The following is a 16,372-nucleotide window of genomic DNA, read 5'->3' as shown; positions in this document are numbered from 1 at the left end:
GTTCACCCGGGCGCGGCCGAGCACGCGACATCCTCCAGGGAGTACACCCCGGTCGGCGCGTCGGCGGCGAACCGCACCGCGCGCAGGATGCCCGGCAGGAACGCCGTCCGGTCGGCGACGCGGTGCAGTACCTCGATGTGTTCTCCGGCGCCCGCGGCCAGCACCCGGTGTTCGCTGACCGCGTCGCCCATCCGGAACGCGCCGATCTCGGGCTCCCGGCGGTCCGGCTGTCCCGGGCGCCACTGGTCGGCGAGAAAACGGGCGGTGTTGCTGGGACGGTCGCGCTTGCCCGCGAAGTGGACGTCCACGACGCCCGCGTCCCAGCTCTCGTCGACCTGTTCGGAGAGGTTCCGTACGAACCGGGCCATGGCCAGCAGCGCGAGGCTGAAGTTGGCGGCGATGACCACGGCACGGCCGCGAGCCGCCTCGGCGGCCAGCGCGTACTCGGCCTCACCGAGACCACTGGTGCCGATGACCAGGGGACAGGGGGTGGTGAGCGCCTGCCGCAGCAGCGTGGCGGTGGCCTCGCGTGCCGTGAAGTCCACCACGACCGGCCGCGTCCCGGGCAGGTCGGCGAGGTCGGCGACCACCGGCACCGGGCCGGTGGCGGCGCCCCGGACGGTGTGCCGGGCCGTGAGGCGCATTCCGGGAGCGCGCTCGACCGCGTCGGCGATCAGGTTCGCCATACGGCCGTCGCGTCCGCAGACCACGGTGGGAATCGTCACGACCGCACGTCCTTCGGCACCAGGCCCATCCGGCGCGCCAGTTCGCCGCTGGCCATGCGCCGGCCGCCGAACCACGCCTGGACGGTGCGGGTCGGCCAGCCCGCGGCGCCGACCGCGCTGTCCGCCAGCCCGAGCTCGGTGCTCATGTCCTCGGCGACCTGTACGGTGCGGCTCAGCAGGTCGGTCGAGGCGAGCAAGGCGGCGCCGACGGACGTACCGCCGGGTTCCTCCGCCTTGAACTCCGCCCCGAAGCTGGCGAGGGCCACCGCCAGCGACACCTCGATCTCCAGCTTGCTCAGCTCGTGCGCGAGGTACTGCGAGGTGCTGAGTGCTTCGGTGCCGCTGCCGGTGAGCGCGAGTTCACGCCGCAGATCGGCCACGACCCCGGCGCTCCAGGTGAGCGAGCGGCGGGAGAACTCCCAGGCGTAGCCGTCGAACACCGCGGACAGGGGGCCCTCGGGCGCCCAGGACACCGGGTGGGACAAGGCGCCTTCCTCCACGGTCACGCCGTCCAGCTCGATCCATCCCCAGCCCTCGGCGCGCCCGGCGCCGTACCGCCGCAGCCCTTCGTGGGTGTGCGGCAGCAGCGCGAGCCGTGTGGCGTCCTCGTCCACGACCCGGAGCCACAGGAGGGAGAGGTCCGCGTCCCTGGAGGCGTACCGAAAGCGTCCCGTGAGCGTCAGCCGGCCGTCGCCGGACCGCTCGGCGTGGACAGCGGGGACGGGCAGCGCGAACTCGCTGTTGGGTGTGAACAGGCCCAATGCCGCCCGTCGTTCACCGGAACGTACGCGGGAGACGTGGCCGTCGGGATCGTGCGGGAACAGGTCGAGCAGCGGCAGGACGGCCAGGAGATGCTCGGTCCGTGCGGCGGCCTCGGCGAACGGTCCGGCTGCCCAGATGTCGTCGAGTTCCTGCCGGTGCGCGTCTGCCGCGTCCGGAGGCGGGCCGGCCGCGGGTGCGCTCTCGTGTGCAACGCTCACAGCTCTCCTCGCTCAGGCGTGGGCGCGGACGAACCGCGCGATGGAGTCGACGGACATGAGGTGCTGGGGGTCGGCCTCGGGGTCGATGACCGCGTCGAAGCGCTGTGCCAGCGCCTCCATGAGGTTGATGTAGCCGATGGAGTTGACTCCGGCCATGTCCAGCGATCCGTCCGCTGCCCGCAGGTCGGCGACGGTCACCACCCGTCCGGTGGCCACTTCCACAAGTTTCTCGATCTGTTCGCGCAGACCGGTGTCGATGCCTTCGTCGGTCATGTGTGTCCGTTCCTGTACGGGGCACGCGGCGTGCGTGCTACGGCGTTCGGGTGACGAGATCGCGCAGTTCGGTCAGCCGGACCTTGCCGGCGGACGACCTGGGGATGGCCGGCAGAAAGGTGATCCGGCCGGGCACCTTGTACGGCGCGAGCTTCGTCCGGCAGACGTTGACGACATCGGCGCGGGCGAGGCTGCCGCAGACCACGGCGTGCAGTACGGTCTCGCCCCGCGCGTCCTGGTCGGCGAAGACCGCGGTGTCGCGCACTCCGTCGATGCCGAGCACCACCCGCTCGATCTCGGCGGGATCGACCTTGCGTCCGGCGAGGTTGACGGGTCCGCCGAGCCGCCCGGTGACGTACAGCCGGTCCTGGTGGATCAGGCCACGGTCACCGGTGCGGTAGTAGCCCTCGGTGTCCAGCCGTTCCTCCAGGCCGTCGGGGACGTTGAGGTAGCAGGTGGCCATCGACGCGGTGCGCACCCGTACCTCGGACTCGCCGTCCTCGCGCGGAAGGATCCGCAGGGACACACCGGGCAGTGCGGTACCGAGGCCCTCGGTGTATCCGGGGTCCCGCTCGAAGGTGCAGGGGCCGGTCTCGGCGATGCCGTAGTAGTCGGCGATCCGCACGCGGTAGCGGGACTCGAAGCTTTCCCGGACGGCGGGATCGAGCACCGCGGCGGCGGACACGGCCAGACGCAGGTCCGAGAACGCGTCGAGGTCGGGGGCAGGTGCCTCGGCCAGCAGCCGGTAGGCGAGCGGGAAGGCCACCAGCCGGGTGGCGGCCGAGCGGCGCAGGGCTTTCGTGATGCCGCTGGACGTGGGGAGACCGCGGTAGACGTGGAGTTCGGCGCCGACGAGGAAGACGGGCAGCAGTGAGGTGTTGAAGGCCAGCCCGTTGGTGAACGCCGCCAGGCAGAGCACCCGGTCGCCGGCCCCGAGTCCGGTGCCTGTCGTCCAGTTGAGTGCCGCGCTGTGCACGGCCGTGTGCGAGAACTCCAGGCACTTGGGGGCACCGGTGGTGCCCGAGGTGAACCGGCAGGTGGCGGTGGTCCGCCGGGGCTCGGGCGCCTCGACGCCGGGGCCGGGACCTGTCGGCCGCGCCAGGACGTGGCGGCTGCCGGGCACCGGCACGAGGCCGGAGGGAAGCGGGAAGTGCTCGGCCTTGTCGGTGAGGAAGGTGTCGACGCCGCAGCTGTCCCTGATGCCCTGGAGTTCCGAGGCGCCGAACTGGGAGTCCACGAGGAACGGCAGGCGTCCGGCGATGAGCAGGGCGTAGTACGAGACGAGATAGTCGGCGCTGTTGGCGGCGTACAGGGCGATCCGGTGCTCGTCGGGGCCGAGCAGATCCACCAGGGTGCGGGCCCGGTCCTTCACCCGCTCGGCGAGCTGACCGTAGCTCAGTTCCTGGTCGGCGTCGACGACTGCCCGCCGCCCGGCGTGCTCGGCGCAGGCGGCGAGGAAGACCTCGCCCAGCGGCGGCTGCTCAGCCACGGCGCCTCCCCGGAGCGGCGGCGAGGGCGGGCGCGTCGAGTTCGGCACGGCAGGCCATGGAGTGGTTGGCGATGGTGAGCATGGTGGTCTGGCTGCCGCCGGACATCCGCAAGCCGCGCAGCTGGGCGTGGGCGTGCAGCGCCGTGCTGCCCCACATGTATCCCGCGCCGCCCTCCAGGTCCGTGGACAGGGAGGCGAGTTCGGTGGCCTTCTCCACGCAGAACCATTTGAGTTCGGCGATCTCCGGTACGGTGCTGCCACCGTCCGTCAGCCGCAGGAAGCACTCGGTGAGACCGGCTTCCATCAACTCCTGGTCGGCGCGGGCGCGGGCCAGGGCGTGCTGGTTGACCGGCCATTGCGCCAGCGGCCGGCCTCCGAGTTCACGTGTGGTGGTGTGGCGGACGATGTGCTCCAGCAGCATGCGGTGGGTGAAGAAGGCATCGGCGGCGATGAGGAACCGCATCCGTGACATCACCCGGTTCCAGCGCATCAGTTGGCTGATCCCGCGCCGTGAGATCACCTGGCGGACCGGCACCCTGGCCGAGTCGAACTCCACCAGCGCGGAGTCCACGGAACGGGTGCCGAACTTGTCGTAGACCTCGGTCACCCGCACGCCGGACGTGGCCTTCTCGACCAGCACGATGGCCGGTTCGCCCTCCAACTGGACGCTGACGAAGCACAGGTCGGCATTAGCGCCGTTGACCACGAACTTCTTGCGGCCGGTCACCACCACCTCGTCACCTACGATGACCGCCGTAGCCGGTTCCTGTGCCGAGGGGTCGGTGTCGCACTGGCAGGCCACCAGCTCGCCCGAGACCAGCCCCGGGAGGAACCGGTCGCGCAGTTCGTCGTCCTGGGCGGAGACCAGCCAGTCGCAGGCGATCTCGTTCTGTACGTGCATGCCGAGGGCGAGTCCGCCGTCGCCGACCCCCGCCAGGGCCTCGCCGAGCACCAGCGCTCCGAGCAGGCCGAGCCCCTGGCCGGAGTACTCGACGGGGAGGGACACCCCCATGAGGCCGCGACGGGCCAGCTCGCGCCAGGCGTCCTTGCGGATGTGCCCGCCGGGGGCGGTCCGCCACTGTTCCAGCCATTGCGGGGTGAGGCAGTCCGACGCCCGCCGGGACAGGTCCCGGTGTGCCTCGGTCAGCCGTGGGGTCAGGATGCTGTTGCTCACCATGGAGATGGACACGCTGCTCTCTGTGATCGTGGTGAACGGCGGGGATCAGCTGTGCAGTGCCGGGCTGAGGCCGTGGCTGTAGGCGATCGGCGCACGGTCCCACTTGACCGCGGTTTCGTCGGGTCGGCCGCACGCCAGGACGTAGATGACTTCTTCGTGTCCGTCGAGTCCCACCAGCCGGGAGACCAGATCGGTGTCGAACCCGCCCAGGCAGGTGATGCCGACACTCTGCCCCGCGGCGGCGAGACAGAGGCGCTGCGCGGCGCTCGCGGCGTGGTGGTGAAGCTCGGCGAGGGCCTGGCGGCCCCGTGTCCCGAGCAGTGGGCCCATGGGTGCGTGCAGTACGAGAAGCAGCGCCGCGGAGCGCACCACGTCCTGGTTCATGCAGGACGCGACGACAGCCTCCTCCGTACCCCCGTCGCCGTGCAGGGGGTACAGGACATGCCGGTCGGGCGTGTACGCGTAGCTCCCCGGCGCGATGCCCTCGACGGAGCGGACGAGGACACGCAGGCCGGCCCGCGGCCCGTCCGCGGAGTCCGTCCCGGTCTCCTGACGGAGCTCGGCCAGGACATGGCCGAAGGCCTCCTCGCCGAGGGACGTCGGCAGGAATCCCTTCGCGGAAGCGCGGGTCAGCGCCAGGTGCGCGAAGGCGGCACGGTGGCCGTCCGAGCGGAAGCCGTCCGCCCCGGCGAGCCTGATCGCCGCCGTAACGGATCCGCCCGGTGTCCCCGGCGCACCGTGCGCGGCGGGCGCGGCGGCGGGCGCCTGTGGGATGGCGGCCACCGTACGCGAACTGCCGTACCGGCGGGGCGTGTCGTCCTGGCGGTGGAAGGTGCTGATGGACCGCACCGAATGCCATGCCTCCTGCTCGGCCGTCCCCGGTTCCTCGCGGCGTGTGCCGTCGCCGTGGCGCCAGATCGGTACGGCGAAGGGGTTGGCGACGGCGCTGGACTCGACGGGATCCGCCGTCGGCGTGGCGGTCAGCGTGATGAGGGCTTGCGGCTCACGGCACAGACCGGTGAGTCCGAGCACCTCGGCTGCCGTGTCCCGGTCGAATCGCAGATACGTGACCGGCCGGAACCCGGCGCTCTCGGCGGCCATCGTGATGTTGGTCGCCGCGTGCGCACCGTCGAGATGGGTGTAGAGATACCCCCTGCGCCCGTACTTGCGCATGGAGGTCCACGGCCTGCCGACGAGGGCGACCACGGCGTCCGGTTGCGGGGCCGGAGCCTCCGGAAGGGCCAGCAGCCCGGCCAGTACGCCCTGCTCGATCGCCCCGATCTGGCGCAGACAGCAGCCGGCGACCTCGTATTCGTACAACTCGTAGGTCGTTGCGCCACGAAAGGCGACGAGTAACTCGAAGGGATAGAGCGCTCCGGCGGAGGGTGTGGTGCGCGCCCGCATCAGAGTCCGGCCCTTGGTGATCACAGCACCGGCGCGTTCGCCGTATCCGAGCCCGAGCACTTTGGAGACCGCGATCCACGACGAGGGGATTTCCGGCAGTGCTGCCTGGACGGTCCCGGTGACGGCCGTGTCCCCGGCGGTCAGCGGTTCCGCGCGTAGTCGTGTCTCGTCCCAGAACCGTGCTAAAAGCGGGTCGAGACGTTCATTGACGTCCGTGCCGCTCCTCGTTTCCACAGTACTCATACCCCCCTATGGCCGGCGCCGCGATGGGCTGTCGCGTCGTGTGTGGCCGCTGTGTGTCCCGCCGGTGATCCCGGCAGCCGACGGTTTCCCTTGAAAGGCATCGTCAGTTCCCTCCGCAATATCCGCTGGAATTCACGTCCGCAGGGCGTAACACATCGACTGCGGCCACTCCGCTTGATCACTGAGTAACTGGACCCTGTCGAGCACGCCCAAACATTGTGCGCAGAAATATTCGGATGTCGATCTGGTCGTTCTGCCGCATGCGGATCTCAGTACCTTGTCCGCTTTTTGGGCATGGCGAGGCCTTACCTTTGCTCGCTTTTGGTGATTTCTATAAGCGGCGTGAGTGTTGGTCAACAGTCGATGAAGCATGAGAGTTCGACGGCAGGAAGGGCTGTCAAGGAAGCCGCACAGGGCAGGGCGGCATGCGTGTATGCACCGTTTCGGCACGAGAACTAGGCCCGATTGGATCTTCCCGACGGCTCCACGGTGTCGTTTCCCTTGATGGTCCCTGTGCTCTCCGGCCGCAGGCAGCGGTGCCAGGAAAGGCATGTGAGGACGACAGGGTGATGGCTGGACATCCCTACCGTGATCGGCTCACGCGACAACTGCCCCGAATCATGAACTGCTCGTCCCCCTAGGCGGTCCAGGAATGCGATGATCCATCCTGCGGCACCGCCGGGCCGTCGCCAAGAGAGATCTCACATTTCGAGATGATTCGGCGGATCAGGCACGGTCGGGCGCCGGAAGGTGCTGGGTCGATCGTTTGTAAAGTCGTTCATCACCCTAACGTCCAGGCCATGAACGGCAGCGCACTTACTCGCCAAAGCTGCGAATCGGATAGCGCTCGCCTGTGTTCGGAAATCGGTGAACGGTTAATTCGCTGCGGGTTGACTGTGGGGCTGAAGATTCTTTCGCCGACGGACGCTGGACGGCGCGCGGTTTGAAACTGGAATAGGCGGTCGTGTCGCAGGTCAGAACGATGCGGCGCTCGCCGACCCGGCCGAAGGGCGCGTCCTCCACCTTGATTCGCCGGCCCGGCACACTCGCTGATCACCTTGGTGATCGACTCGTAATCTTCCTGTGATCTGCGAGACGGGTTCTCGCATGACGCTGCGGAAAGGCGGATTCCACGTGGCCGGAACTGCTCCCCTTCCGGCCGTCGGACCGATGGCTGAGCTCTTTCAGCGCGGACTCGGATTGCCGTGACGCCGACGAGGTGCGCAGCGCACGAGGCTCCCGGGCTGTCGGGGAAGGTGTTCGAAGTCTCAACCCACTCGCACAGGAGCCGCGTTGGTCCCCTGTCCTGCCGCACTCGTCCTGCCTCACGACCAGGTCGAGTGGGTCATCACCCTCATCGTCACCCGCGAGGGTGACCGCCGCTGCGAACCGCCGCCCCACCAGCGTGCGCCGGTCGGCCCGGTGCACCTGCGCCGGCGCGACGCCCCGGCCCTGCCCGCAGAAGGAGGGCGTGGGCGCGGTCCGGGCGCGGACGCTGCGCAGGCGGGCCGCTCAGGCGCTGATCGGCAGCCCCGTGTAGTTCTCGGCGAGTTCGGCGGCGGCATGTGGCGATGTCGCGAGTCGGCGAAGTCGGGAGAGTTGGAGACGGGCGTCGAAGGGGGAGTGGGCAGGGTCCTGGTGCAGGGCGGTCGTCATGGTGGACGAGAAGTGTTCCGCACCCCAGACCCTGCGCAGACAGGTGTCGGAGTAGGCGTCGAGGAGCTCCGCCGAGCCGGTGTCCCGTGCGTGCTCCAGGGCGCGGGCGAGGGTGATCACGTCGGACGCCGCCAGATTGAGGCCCTTGGCACCCGTCGGGGGGACGATATGGGCGGCGTCACCTGCCAGGAACACCCGGCCGTAGCGCATGGGCTCGGTGACCGAACTGCGCATCGGGAGAACGGACTTGGCGGATATCCTGCCGCGTGCCAGTTTCCAGCCGGGATCGTCGGTGAGGGCGAGGCGGCTGTCGAGTTCGTCCCAGATCCGCTCGTCGGGCCAGTCAGCGGGGTCGGTGCCGTTGGGAACCTGGAGGTAGAGGCGGCTCACGGTGGGGGTGCGCATGCTGGCGAGGGCGAAACCGCGCGCGGAGTGGGCGTAGATCAGCTCGTCGTAGACCGGTGGCGTGTCGGCGAGAATGCCCAGCCAGGAGTAGGGATAGGTCCGTTCGAACGTCACACGGACGGACTCGGGGATCGCGCGGCGTGCCACTCCGTGGAAGCCGTCACAGCCGATGACGTAGTCGCAGGTGAGCCTCTGGTCCTTTCCCTGATGGGTGTAGTGGACGATCGGGCGGTCCGTCGCGGCACCCTCCACCTCACGGACCGTCGCCTCGAAGAGGAGAGGCCCGCCCTCCTCCGTATGGAGCGCGATGAGGTCCTTCACGATCTCCGTCTGCGCGTAGACCATGACCGAGCGCCCGTTCGTCAGGGCGGGGAAGTCGAGTCGGTGACCCTGGCCGTCGAAGCGCAGTTCGACACCGTGGTGCACCAGGCCCTCACGGTCCATTCGCGCGCCCGCGCCGGCCGACCGGAGAGCGTCGACGGTGCCCTGTTCGAGGATGCCGGCGCGCTGGCGGTTCTCCACGTGGACACGGTCACGGGCTTCGAGAGTCACGGTGTCGATGCCCGCGTTGTGCAGCAGCCGGGCGAGCAGCAGCCCGGCCGGGCCACCTCCGATGATGGCGACGGTGGTGCGCATCAGTGGTTCTCTCCCAGGGGCTCGGTGGTTTCGCGCAACACCCTGTCGGCGACGGCGAAAGCGGAGTTGGCGGCGGGGACACCGCAGTAGACCGCGGTCTGGAGCAGGACCTCACCGATCTCCTCCGGGGTGAGCCCGTTGCGGAGGGCGGCGCGGACATGCATCGCCAGCTCGTCGTGGTGGCCTCCCGCGACGAGTGCGGTGAGGGTGATACAGCTGCGGGTGCGCCGGTCCAGTGTGCCGCCGCTCCAGATCTCGCCCCAGGCGTAGCGGGTGATGAGGTCCTGGAACCGGGCGGTGAAGGGCGTGGTCCCGGCGACGGCCCGGTCGACGTGTGCGTCACCGAGCACGGCTCGGCGTACGGCCGTCGCAGCGGCCGTGGTGTCCGCCCGGGTTCCGGCCGCGGGCTCACCGGTGGTGAAGTGGTCCAGCAGGAGGGCGAGGACGATCCGTGGCTGCTCCACCGGGGCGAGATGCGCGGTCCGGGGCAGTTCGACGAGACGGGAGCCGGCGATCGCGTCGGTGAGGGCACGGGCGTGAGCCGGTGGGGTGGCCCGGTCGTCGCGACCGGCGACGACGAGTGTGGGGGCGGTGATCCGGGCGAGGTCGGGCCGTAGGTCGGCTTCGGCCAGGACATCGCAACAGGCCGCGTACGCCTCGGGGTCGACGCCGCCCTGGTCGGCGCTCAGCGCGGCGACGGCCGGATCGCCCGAGGCGGCGAAGGCGGGGGTGAACCACCGGGCGGGTGCTGTCGCCGCCAAGGACCCGGGCCCCTCGGCCCGGATCAGCCGGGCCCGCTCCCGCCAGGGCCCCGGCTCGCCGAACCGGGCCGACGCGCAGACGAGGGCGAGCGCGGTGACGCGCTCGGGCGCGTGGGCCGCCAGCCAGGCGCCGACGGCCCCGCCGAGGGAGATCCCCGCGCAGGCGAAGGTGTCGTGACCCAGTGAGTCGGCGAGATCGAGCACCCCGTGTCCGAGGTCGGCGAGGGTGGCGGGGAGCGGCCGGGCGGATGACCCGCCATGGCCCGGGAGATCCCAGCGGATCACCCGGTGACGACGGGCGAGGGCGGCTGCCTGCCGGTCCCAGACGGCGAGCGAGGTGCCCAGGGAGGGGCCGAGGTAGAGCGGTGGCCCGTCGACCGGGCCTTCGGCGCGATGGTGGAGTGTCATGAGGGGTCCTGGGGGAGTCGGCGCTCCAGCGCACGGTCGGTGAGGGGCGCGGCGGAGCCGAGATGGCCGGACGGGTCGGTGAGATCGGGCGGCAGCGTGTCCAGCATCAGGCGCACCGGTACCAGGGAACGGCCCGAGGGCGGCTCACCGGGCGAGGGGTGCTGCTCCGCCCGGGGCGTGGGGCGGGCCGGGCCGGGAGGTGAACCGGCCCGCGGGTGTTCGGCATCCGCTTCGTGGCGCAGTGCGTCGAGCAGCGGGACGCCGTCCCGGGCGGTGCGCCGCGACGCCCGCTCCAGCAGTTCTCGTGCCGCCTCCCTGCCGATGACCGTGCCGAGGTGCGCGTTCAGCCGTTCACTGAGCAACTGCCCCCCGGTCTGTTCGAGATTGAGGCGCATCCGGTCGGGGAAGACCCGCAGCCCCGCTATGAGTTCATGAGTGTGGTGCGCGGCCCCGCCGGTGAGTCGCAGAGCGGTCCGCAGCGGCTCCCATTCGGCGTGCCAGGCGCCGGCGGGCCGTTCGTCCTCCGCGACGAGTGAGCCGAACAGGATGGCGGCCAGCGCCGGGACCTGACGGGCGGTGGAAGCGATCAGGGTCGCTCGTACGGGATTGTGTTTGTGCGGCATGGCTGAGGAACCGCCGCCCCCCGACTCCGCGACCTCCGCGATGTCCGTGCGGGAGAGCACCAGCACATCGGCCGCGATCTTGCCCAGCGCTCCGGTGGCGAAGGCGAGGGCTCCGCCGAGGTCGGCGATCGGGGTGCGCAGGGTGTGCCAGGGCAATGCGGGTGCCACCAGGCCGAGTTCGGCGGCGTACGCGGTGATCAGCGCCAGTCCGGGGTCGTTCCCGCCTTGCTCGTTCCCGGCGTCCGGCGCGTAGGCGTGGAAGGCGGCCAGCGTGCCGGCCGCTCCGCCGAGCTGGACGGGGAGCGAGGCGCGGACCCGGGTGAGCCGGTCGGCCGCGTCCAGGACCAGGGAGCGCCAGCCCGCCGCCTTGAGCCCCAGGGTGATCGGGACGGCGTGCTGGGTGAGGGTGCGGCCCGCCATCGGGGTGTCGCGATGGGCCCTGGCGAGCCGGGCGAGCGCGTCGGCCGTCCGCCGGAGGTCCAGGACGATCGGACGGAGGGTACGGGCGGCGACCAGGACGAGGGCGGTGTCCAGGATGTCCTGGCTGGTGGCTCCCCGGTGCACATACTCCGCGTGCTCCGGGACCAGGCCCGCGACGGCCCGGGTGAGATCGGCGACGAGCGGGATGACCGGGTTGCCTCCACCACGGGCGCGCAGTGCCAGCGAGCGGACCTCGAAGCGGTCGGCGCGGGCGGCTTCGGTGACCGTGCGACCGGCGGCCGAGGGAGCCTGACCGGTGACGCACTGGGCGCGGGTGAGTGCGGCCTCGGCGTCGAGGAGGGCTTGGAGCACGGCCCTGTCCCCGGTCGTCGCCTCGGCGGGCACACCGGCCCACGCGGGTGCGAGCAGCCCGTGGTCCGGGTACGCGCCCTGTGGATCAGTGGTGTCGGAAGTCAAGGAAGACCGTCTCCTTCTCCCCCTGGAGGTGGATGTCGAAGCGGTAGGTCCGCTCCCCGTCCCCGGTGGCCATCAGGGTCCGCGCGCGATCCGGCGGCAGCGTGCTCAGCAGGCGGTCCTCCGTCGGCCGCACGAGATAGGCGCGGGTGAAGAGGTGGTGGGTCAGTCCGCGGGCGAAGACACACAGGGCGAGATAGGGCGCGGTGGCGGGTGGGGCGAGGGTGCGTATCGCCCAGTGGCCGTCCGCGTCGGTGGCCACCCGTCCGAATCCGGTGAAGTCGACGCCGTTGCGGCCCGCGAACCCGCCGTTGACGGGATCGCGCCGCATGGAGCCGGGGCCCGGGCGCGGGACGGTCTGCCAGCTCTCCAGGAGCGCGTCCGGTACCGGGTCGCCGCCGCCGTCACGGACGGAGCCGTGGACGGTCACGACCTGGGAATGGCCGCGGGGGGCGATGTCCGCACCGCCCGGGAACGGGAGCGCGTATCCGTAGAAGGGGCCGATGGTCTGGGCCGGTGTGGGGAGGATCATCGGTGGTCCTCGGGGTCGGGGAGGGTGGCGGTGGGTCCGTCGAGGACGATGTCCCAGTGGTAGCCGAGCGCCCGTTCGGGGGTGGACAGCTCATGCCGGTACTCGGCGACTAGCCGGGCGCGGGCGGCCGGGTCGGTGACCGACTGGAGGATCGGGTCATAGGGGAGCAGCGGGTCGCCGGGGAAGTACATCTGCGTGATCAGCCGCTGGGTGAAGTGCGTGCCGAACACGGAGAAGTGGATATGGCCGGGCCGCCAGGCGTTGAGGTGGTTGCGCCAGGGGTAGGCGCCGGGCTTGATGGTGATGAAGCGGTAGCGGCCCTGGTCGTCGGTGAGGCAGCGTCCGGCGCCGGTGAAGCAGGGGTCGAGCGGGGCGGGGTGCTGATCACGCTGGTGCGCGTACCGCCCGGACGCGTTGGCCTGCCATATCTCGACGAGCTGGCCGCGTACCGGGCGGCCCACCCGGTCGAGGACGCGTCCGGTGACGGTGATCCGTTCGCCCAACGGCTCCCCGGGGTGCTGCCGGGTCAGATCCGCGTCGAGGCCGGTGACATCGGTGACCCCGAAGACCGGCCCGGTCCGTTCCGCGGCCTCCGGGTCGTCGGTCAGCGGGATCGGGACCTGGTGCGGATGACGGAGCAGAGTGCCGCGGTACGGCGCGAAGTCACGAGCCGGGTGGTGCCGGGGCGTCGTGGCGGCGCTTTCGTGGGCCGCCGCGATCTCGGCGCTGATCTGCCGCTGGGTCGGTTCGCTGAGGGACACGTGTCACCGTTCCAGTACGAGGGCGAGACCCTGGCCGACGCCGATGCACAGGGCCGCGACCCCGGTGCCCGAGCCCGCTGCGGCGAGTTGATGGGCGACCGCGCCGGTGATACGGGCTCCGGAGGCGCCCGGTGGGTGGCCGATGGCGAGGGCTCCGCCGCGCGGGTTGACGACAGCGGGATCGAGGTCGGGCCACTGGCCGACGCAGGCGAGGGCCTGGGCCGCGAAGGCCTCGTTCAGTTCGAGGACGGCCACCCGCGCCGTCCTGCGGCCCGCCTTCTCCAGCGCGCGGTGGACGGCTTCGACGGGGCCGGCTCCGAATGGCCGCGGTTCGATGCCGGTGACGGCGGTGACGGCGGTGACGGCGGTGACGGCGGTGACGGCGGTGACGCTGACGCGGGCGAGCGGCTCGCGTCCGCGGGCGCGCAGCCCGTCCTCGTCGGTGAGCAGCAGCGCGGATGCCCCGTCGCTGCGGGGTGAGGAGTTGCCCACGGGGGTGCGGACCGCGTCGACGACGTAGACCTCACGGAGGCGGTCGGGCATCTCAGGCTCCTCCGGTCATGGTGGCGGCGACGCGGATCGGGGCGGCGGTTCTCGCGCGTACTTCGGCGGCGGTGACACCGGGTGCGGTCTCGACGAGCGTCAGGCCGTCGTCGGTGATGTCGAGGACGGCGAGATCGGTGATGACGCGTCGCACGCAGGCTCTGCCGGTGAGCGGCAGGGTGCATTCCCGCACGATCTTCGGGGAACCGTCCTTGGCGGTGTGGGTGGTCAAGGCGATGACCCGGCGCACTCCGTGGACCAGGTCCATCGCGCCTCCCATGCCCTTGACCAGGTGTCCGGGGACGGACCAGTTGGCGAGGTCGCCGCCGGCGGAGACCTGCATGGCTCCCAGGACGGCGGTGTCGATGTGTCCGCCGCGGATCATGCCGAAGGAGAGGGAGGAGTCGAAGCAGGCCGCTCCGGGCCGGACGGTGACGGTCTCCTTGCCCGCGTTGATCACGTCGGGGTCGACCTCGTCCTCGGTCGGATACGGGCCCACTCCGAGGATGCCGTTCTCCGAGTGGAGGACCACGTCGATCCCGGTGGGGAGGAAGGCGGGGACCCGGGTGGGCAGTCCGATGCCGAGGTTGACGTACGACCCGTCGGTCAGTTCGGCGGCGGCGCGGGCCGCCATTTCGTCGCGTGTCCAGGGCATCAGGCGTCCACCGTCCGGTTCCGCGCGGCTGCTTCCGGCCCGCGGGTCCGGACCGTTCGCTTCTCGATGGCCTTGTCGGCGGCCTGTGCGGGGGTGAGGGGCACCACCCGCTGGACGAAGACGCCGGGCAGATGCACGGCGTCCGGGTCCAGCTCGCCCGGCTCGACCAGTTCCTCGACCTCGGCGATGGTGATCCGGCCCGCCATCGCCGCGAGCGGGTTGAAGTTGCGGGCCGCCCTGCTGAAGACGAGGTTGCCCAGCCGGTCGCCCCTGGCGGCCCGTACGAGGGCGAAGTCCGTGGTGATGGCGGTCTCCAGGACGTGATCGAGGCCGCCGAAGTCACGGATCTCCTTGGCGGGGCTCAGCTCCGGGTCCGCTCCGTAACGGCGGGGCAGACCTCCCTCCGCCACCTGGGTGCCGACTCCGGCCGGGGTGAAGAAGGCCGGTATGCCGCAGCCGCCCGCGCGCAGCCGTTCCGCGAGGGTTCCCTGGGGCACGAGTTCGACCTCCAGCTCACCGGCGAGGTACTGACGGGCGAACTCCTTGTTCTCCCCGATGTACGAGCCGGTGACGCGGGTGACGCGCCGCGCGGCGAGCAGGGTGCCGAGCCCGGAGCCGTCCACCCCGCAGTTGTTCGAGACCACGTGCAGTCCACCGGTCCCGCGGGCGAGGAGGGCGGCGATCAGGGTGCCCGGCACACCGCTGAGACCGAACCCGCCGACGGCGAGCGAGGCTCCGTCCCCGATGTCGCCGACCGCTGCGGCGGCGCTGTGACTGACTTTGTCCACGGAAGCTTCCTTTACGGGGTGACGACGGCATGTGTTCGCCAGGTGAACTGGAGTTCATCGCTTGACGCGCCCCGAGTGCGCGTTCGCCGGCCGGGACCTCAACGGTGGCGAACCGCCGAAGTGCGGGGTGCCGGGCGACCCGGAGGACCCGCAGGCCGGCCGGGCAGCAGCCCGCGAGGATGGCGCTCGGGTCAGGGGCGGAGGGCGGCGCCCTGCGGCCCGGAACAGGGCCACCTCAACGCCCAGTCCGCGGAAGGGACCTGGCTGCCCCTCACCGGCCGACCGCCGCCGCCCGGTCGCGGGACCTCACGCCCCGGCCGGGGGAGCCATGGTGATCAGCTTCTCGGCGGGCAGCCGCAGACGTACCGTGCCGGACGTGAACGCGTCCGGGCCCGTGGGGGAGCGGACGGTGAGCAGGCCCAGCGGGGTCTGCACCCGGTGGAGGAAGTGTCCGCCCACGTAGTGGTGGTCAAGGGGGGTGCCGGTCACCTGGTTGGGCTCCGTACCCGTGCCGTCGCCGAGGTCGAACACGATGTCGTCGGGGCGGATACCGAGGGTGAGCGCGGTGCCCACGGCATGGTCGCCGGGGCCCGTGCGCAGGTGCCGGCCGCCCGCCGTGACCTCCAGGCCGTGCGCGTCCGACGAGACGACCGAGGCCGCGCGGACGAGGTTCATATGGTCGAGGAAGTTGGCGACGAACTCCGTCGCGGGCGCGTTGTACAGCTCGTGCGGCGGGCCTTCCTGGACGATCCCGCCGCCCTGCATGATGCCGACCCGGTCGGCGAGCATCATCGCCTCCTCCTGGTCGTGGGTGACGAGCAGACAGGTGATGCCCGTCCGCCGGGACAGCTCCTTGAGCTCGATACGGAGGTCCATCCGCAGTCTCGCGTCCAGGTTGGAGAGCGGTTCGTCCATGAGCAGCACCTTGGGGCGCAGCGCGAGTGCCCGGGCGAGTGCCACCCGCTGCTGCTGGCCGCCCGAGAGCTGTGTCACCTTGCGGTCCGCCTGCTCGGTCAGCCGGAACATCTCCAGGGCCTCCTCCACCCGGGCCGCCGCCTCCGCCCGGTCCGGGCGCCGCACACCGCGGCGCAGGGGGAAGGCGATGTTCTGCCGGATCGTCATATGGGGCCACAGGGCGTACGACTGGAAGACCATCGCCTGAGGTCTTTCCTCGGGGCCCACCCAGACCGGGGGCGCGTGTCCTGAGACCTGCCGGCCGTCGATGGACACGGTGCCGGTGTCGGGTCGTTCCAGTCCGGCCACGATGCGCAGCGTGGTCGTCTTTCCGCAGCCGGACGCGCCGAGCAGGACGTAGAACTCGCCCTCGGCGACGGACAGCGAGACATCGCGCAGCGCCGGCACCTGGTCGCGGTCCTGGGCGAAGGACTTCGAGACGCCTTCGAGGTCGATCATGGGAGC

At 71.2% G+C, this 16,372-nt stretch carries 14 protein-coding genes and 2 pseudogenes; 1 reads left to right on the top strand and 15 read right to left on the bottom strand.

The window, feature by feature from the left end:
• Positions 1-2 precede the first annotated feature (2 nt).
• From AB852_RS09245 to AB852_RS09220, 6 genes are read right to left on the bottom strand one after another with little or no spacing between them, the layout of a single operon-like run.
• The gene (locus AB852_RS09245) at positions 3-725 is read right to left on the bottom strand and encodes a 4-hydroxy-tetrahydrodipicolinate reductase (protein WP_073785943.1); all 723 of its coding nucleotides are present in this window, start codon (positions 723-725) and stop codon (positions 3-5) included.
• Positions 722-1,705 (bottom strand): hypothetical protein, encoded by a 984-nt coding sequence (locus tag AB852_RS09240; protein ID WP_073785941.1) that lies wholly within the window; start codon positions 1,703-1,705, stop codon positions 722-724. Before AB852_RS09240 ends, AB852_RS09245 begins: the two co-directional genes overlap by 4 nt.
• A 12-nt stretch (positions 1,706-1,717) precedes the next feature.
• Positions 1,718-1,978, bottom strand: a complete 261-nt coding sequence (locus AB852_RS09235) for a phosphopantetheine-binding protein (RefSeq protein ID WP_073785939.1) — start codon at positions 1,976-1,978, stop codon at positions 1,718-1,720.
• Positions 1,979-2,015: 37 nt separating this feature from the next.
• Positions 2,016-3,467, bottom strand: coding sequence for a class I adenylate-forming enzyme family protein (locus AB852_RS09230; protein ID WP_178390973.1), 1,452 nt, complete (start codon positions 3,465-3,467; stop codon positions 2,016-2,018).
• The gene (locus AB852_RS09225; protein WP_143201197.1) at positions 3,460-4,656 is read right to left on the bottom strand and encodes an acyl-CoA dehydrogenase family protein; all 1,197 of its coding nucleotides are present in this window, start codon (positions 4,654-4,656) and stop codon (positions 3,460-3,462) included. The genes AB852_RS09230 and AB852_RS09225 overlap by 8 nt, the downstream gene beginning before the upstream one ends.
• 33 nt (positions 4,657-4,689) lie before the next feature.
• The gene (locus tag AB852_RS09220; protein ID WP_079184456.1) at positions 4,690-6,291 is read right to left on the bottom strand and encodes a nitroreductase family protein; all 1,602 of its coding nucleotides are present in this window, start codon (positions 6,289-6,291) and stop codon (positions 4,690-4,692) included.
• Positions 6,292-7,584: 1,293 nt separating this feature from the next.
• Here AB852_RS09220 and AB852_RS09215 point away from each other — a divergent pair.
• Positions 7,585-7,758 (top strand): annotated as a pseudogene (locus AB852_RS09215) (IS5/IS1182 family transposase); the annotation flags it as partial.
• Positions 7,759-7,803: 45 nt separating this feature from the next.
• Here AB852_RS09215 and AB852_RS09210 read toward each other — a convergent pair.
• The 9 genes and pseudogenes from AB852_RS09210 to AB852_RS09170 all read right to left on the bottom strand — a co-directional run bounded on the left by AB852_RS09210 (position 7,804) and on the right by AB852_RS09170 (position 16,366).
• On the bottom strand, positions 7,804-8,988 hold the full coding sequence (locus tag AB852_RS09210) for a 4-hydroxybenzoate 3-monooxygenase (RefSeq protein WP_073785933.1): 1,185 nt from the start codon (positions 8,986-8,988) through the stop codon (positions 7,804-7,806).
• A complete protein-coding gene (gene pcaDC / locus AB852_RS09205; protein ID WP_073785931.1) occupies positions 8,988-10,157 on the bottom strand; it encodes a bifunctional 3-oxoadipate enol-lactonase/4-carboxymuconolactone decarboxylase PcaDC in 1,170 nt (389 codons plus the stop codon). The genes AB852_RS09210 and pcaDC overlap by 1 nt, the downstream gene beginning before the upstream one ends.
• Positions 10,154-11,677 carry a 3-carboxy-cis,cis-muconate cycloisomerase gene (gene pcaB, locus AB852_RS09200; protein WP_073785929.1) on the bottom strand — a complete coding sequence of 508 codons (1,524 nt, stop codon included), beginning with the start codon at positions 11,675-11,677 and terminating at the stop codon, positions 10,154-10,156. The genes pcaDC and pcaB overlap by 4 nt, the downstream gene beginning before the upstream one ends.
• A complete protein-coding gene (gene pcaG, locus AB852_RS09195) occupies positions 11,658-12,206 on the bottom strand; it encodes a protocatechuate 3,4-dioxygenase subunit alpha (RefSeq protein WP_073785926.1) in 549 nt (182 codons plus the stop codon). The genes pcaB and pcaG overlap by 20 nt, the downstream gene beginning before the upstream one ends.
• Positions 12,203-12,967 carry a protocatechuate 3,4-dioxygenase subunit beta gene (pcaH, locus tag AB852_RS09190; RefSeq protein WP_079184455.1) on the bottom strand — a complete coding sequence of 255 codons (765 nt, stop codon included), beginning with the start codon at positions 12,965-12,967 and terminating at the stop codon, positions 12,203-12,205. The genes pcaG and pcaH overlap by 4 nt, the downstream gene beginning before the upstream one ends.
• Before the next feature lie 3 nt (positions 12,968-12,970).
• Positions 12,971-13,498, bottom strand: a pseudogene (locus AB852_RS09185) (3-oxoadipyl-CoA thiolase); the annotation flags it as partial.
• Between the two features lie 13 nt (positions 13,499-13,511).
• On the bottom strand, positions 13,512-14,165 hold the full coding sequence (locus tag AB852_RS09180) for a 3-oxoacid CoA-transferase subunit B (protein WP_073785924.1): 654 nt from the start codon (positions 14,163-14,165) through the stop codon (positions 13,512-13,514).
• A complete protein-coding gene (locus tag AB852_RS09175) occupies positions 14,165-14,953 on the bottom strand; it encodes a CoA transferase subunit A (protein ID WP_073785922.1) in 789 nt (262 codons plus the stop codon). Before AB852_RS09175 ends, AB852_RS09180 begins: the two co-directional genes overlap by 1 nt.
• A 306-nt stretch (positions 14,954-15,259) precedes the next feature.
• The gene (locus AB852_RS09170; RefSeq protein WP_073785920.1) at positions 15,260-16,366 is read right to left on the bottom strand and encodes an ABC transporter ATP-binding protein; all 1,107 of its coding nucleotides are present in this window, start codon (positions 16,364-16,366) and stop codon (positions 15,260-15,262) included.
• Positions 16,367-16,372: the final 6 nt, after the last annotated feature.

The sequence above is a fragment of the Streptomyces uncialis genome (assembly GCF_001905345.1).
Classification (GTDB): domain Bacteria; phylum Actinomycetota; class Actinomycetes; order Streptomycetales; family Streptomycetaceae; genus Streptomyces; species Streptomyces uncialis.
The sequence above is the reverse complement of the archived record's forward strand: the minus strand, read 5'-3'. Positions and strand labels throughout refer to the sequence as shown.

Coding starts and splice junctions, on each gene's coding strand:
- AB852_RS09235 (WP_073785939.1), bottom strand. CDS start 1,978: ATGACCGACGAAGGCATCGACACCGGTCTGCGCGAACAGATCGAGAAA.
- AB852_RS09220 (WP_079184456.1), bottom strand. CDS start 6,291: ATGAGTACTGTGGAAACGAGGAGCGGCACGGACGTCAATGAACGTCTC.
- AB852_RS09210 (WP_073785933.1), bottom strand. CDS start 8,988: ATGCGCACCACCGTCGCCATCATCGGAGGTGGCCCGGCCGGGCTGCTG.
- pcaDC (WP_073785931.1), bottom strand. CDS start 10,157: ATGACACTCCACCATCGCGCCGAAGGCCCGGTCGACGGGCCACCGCTC.
- pcaG (WP_073785926.1), bottom strand. CDS start 12,206: ATGATCCTCCCCACACCGGCCCAGACCATCGGCCCCTTCTACGGATAC.
- AB852_RS09180 (WP_073785924.1), bottom strand. CDS start 14,165: ATGCCCTGGACACGCGACGAAATGGCGGCCCGCGCCGCCGCCGAACTG.
- AB852_RS09170 (WP_073785920.1), bottom strand. CDS start 16,366: ATGATCGACCTCGAAGGCGTCTCGAAGTCCTTCGCCCAGGACCGCGAC.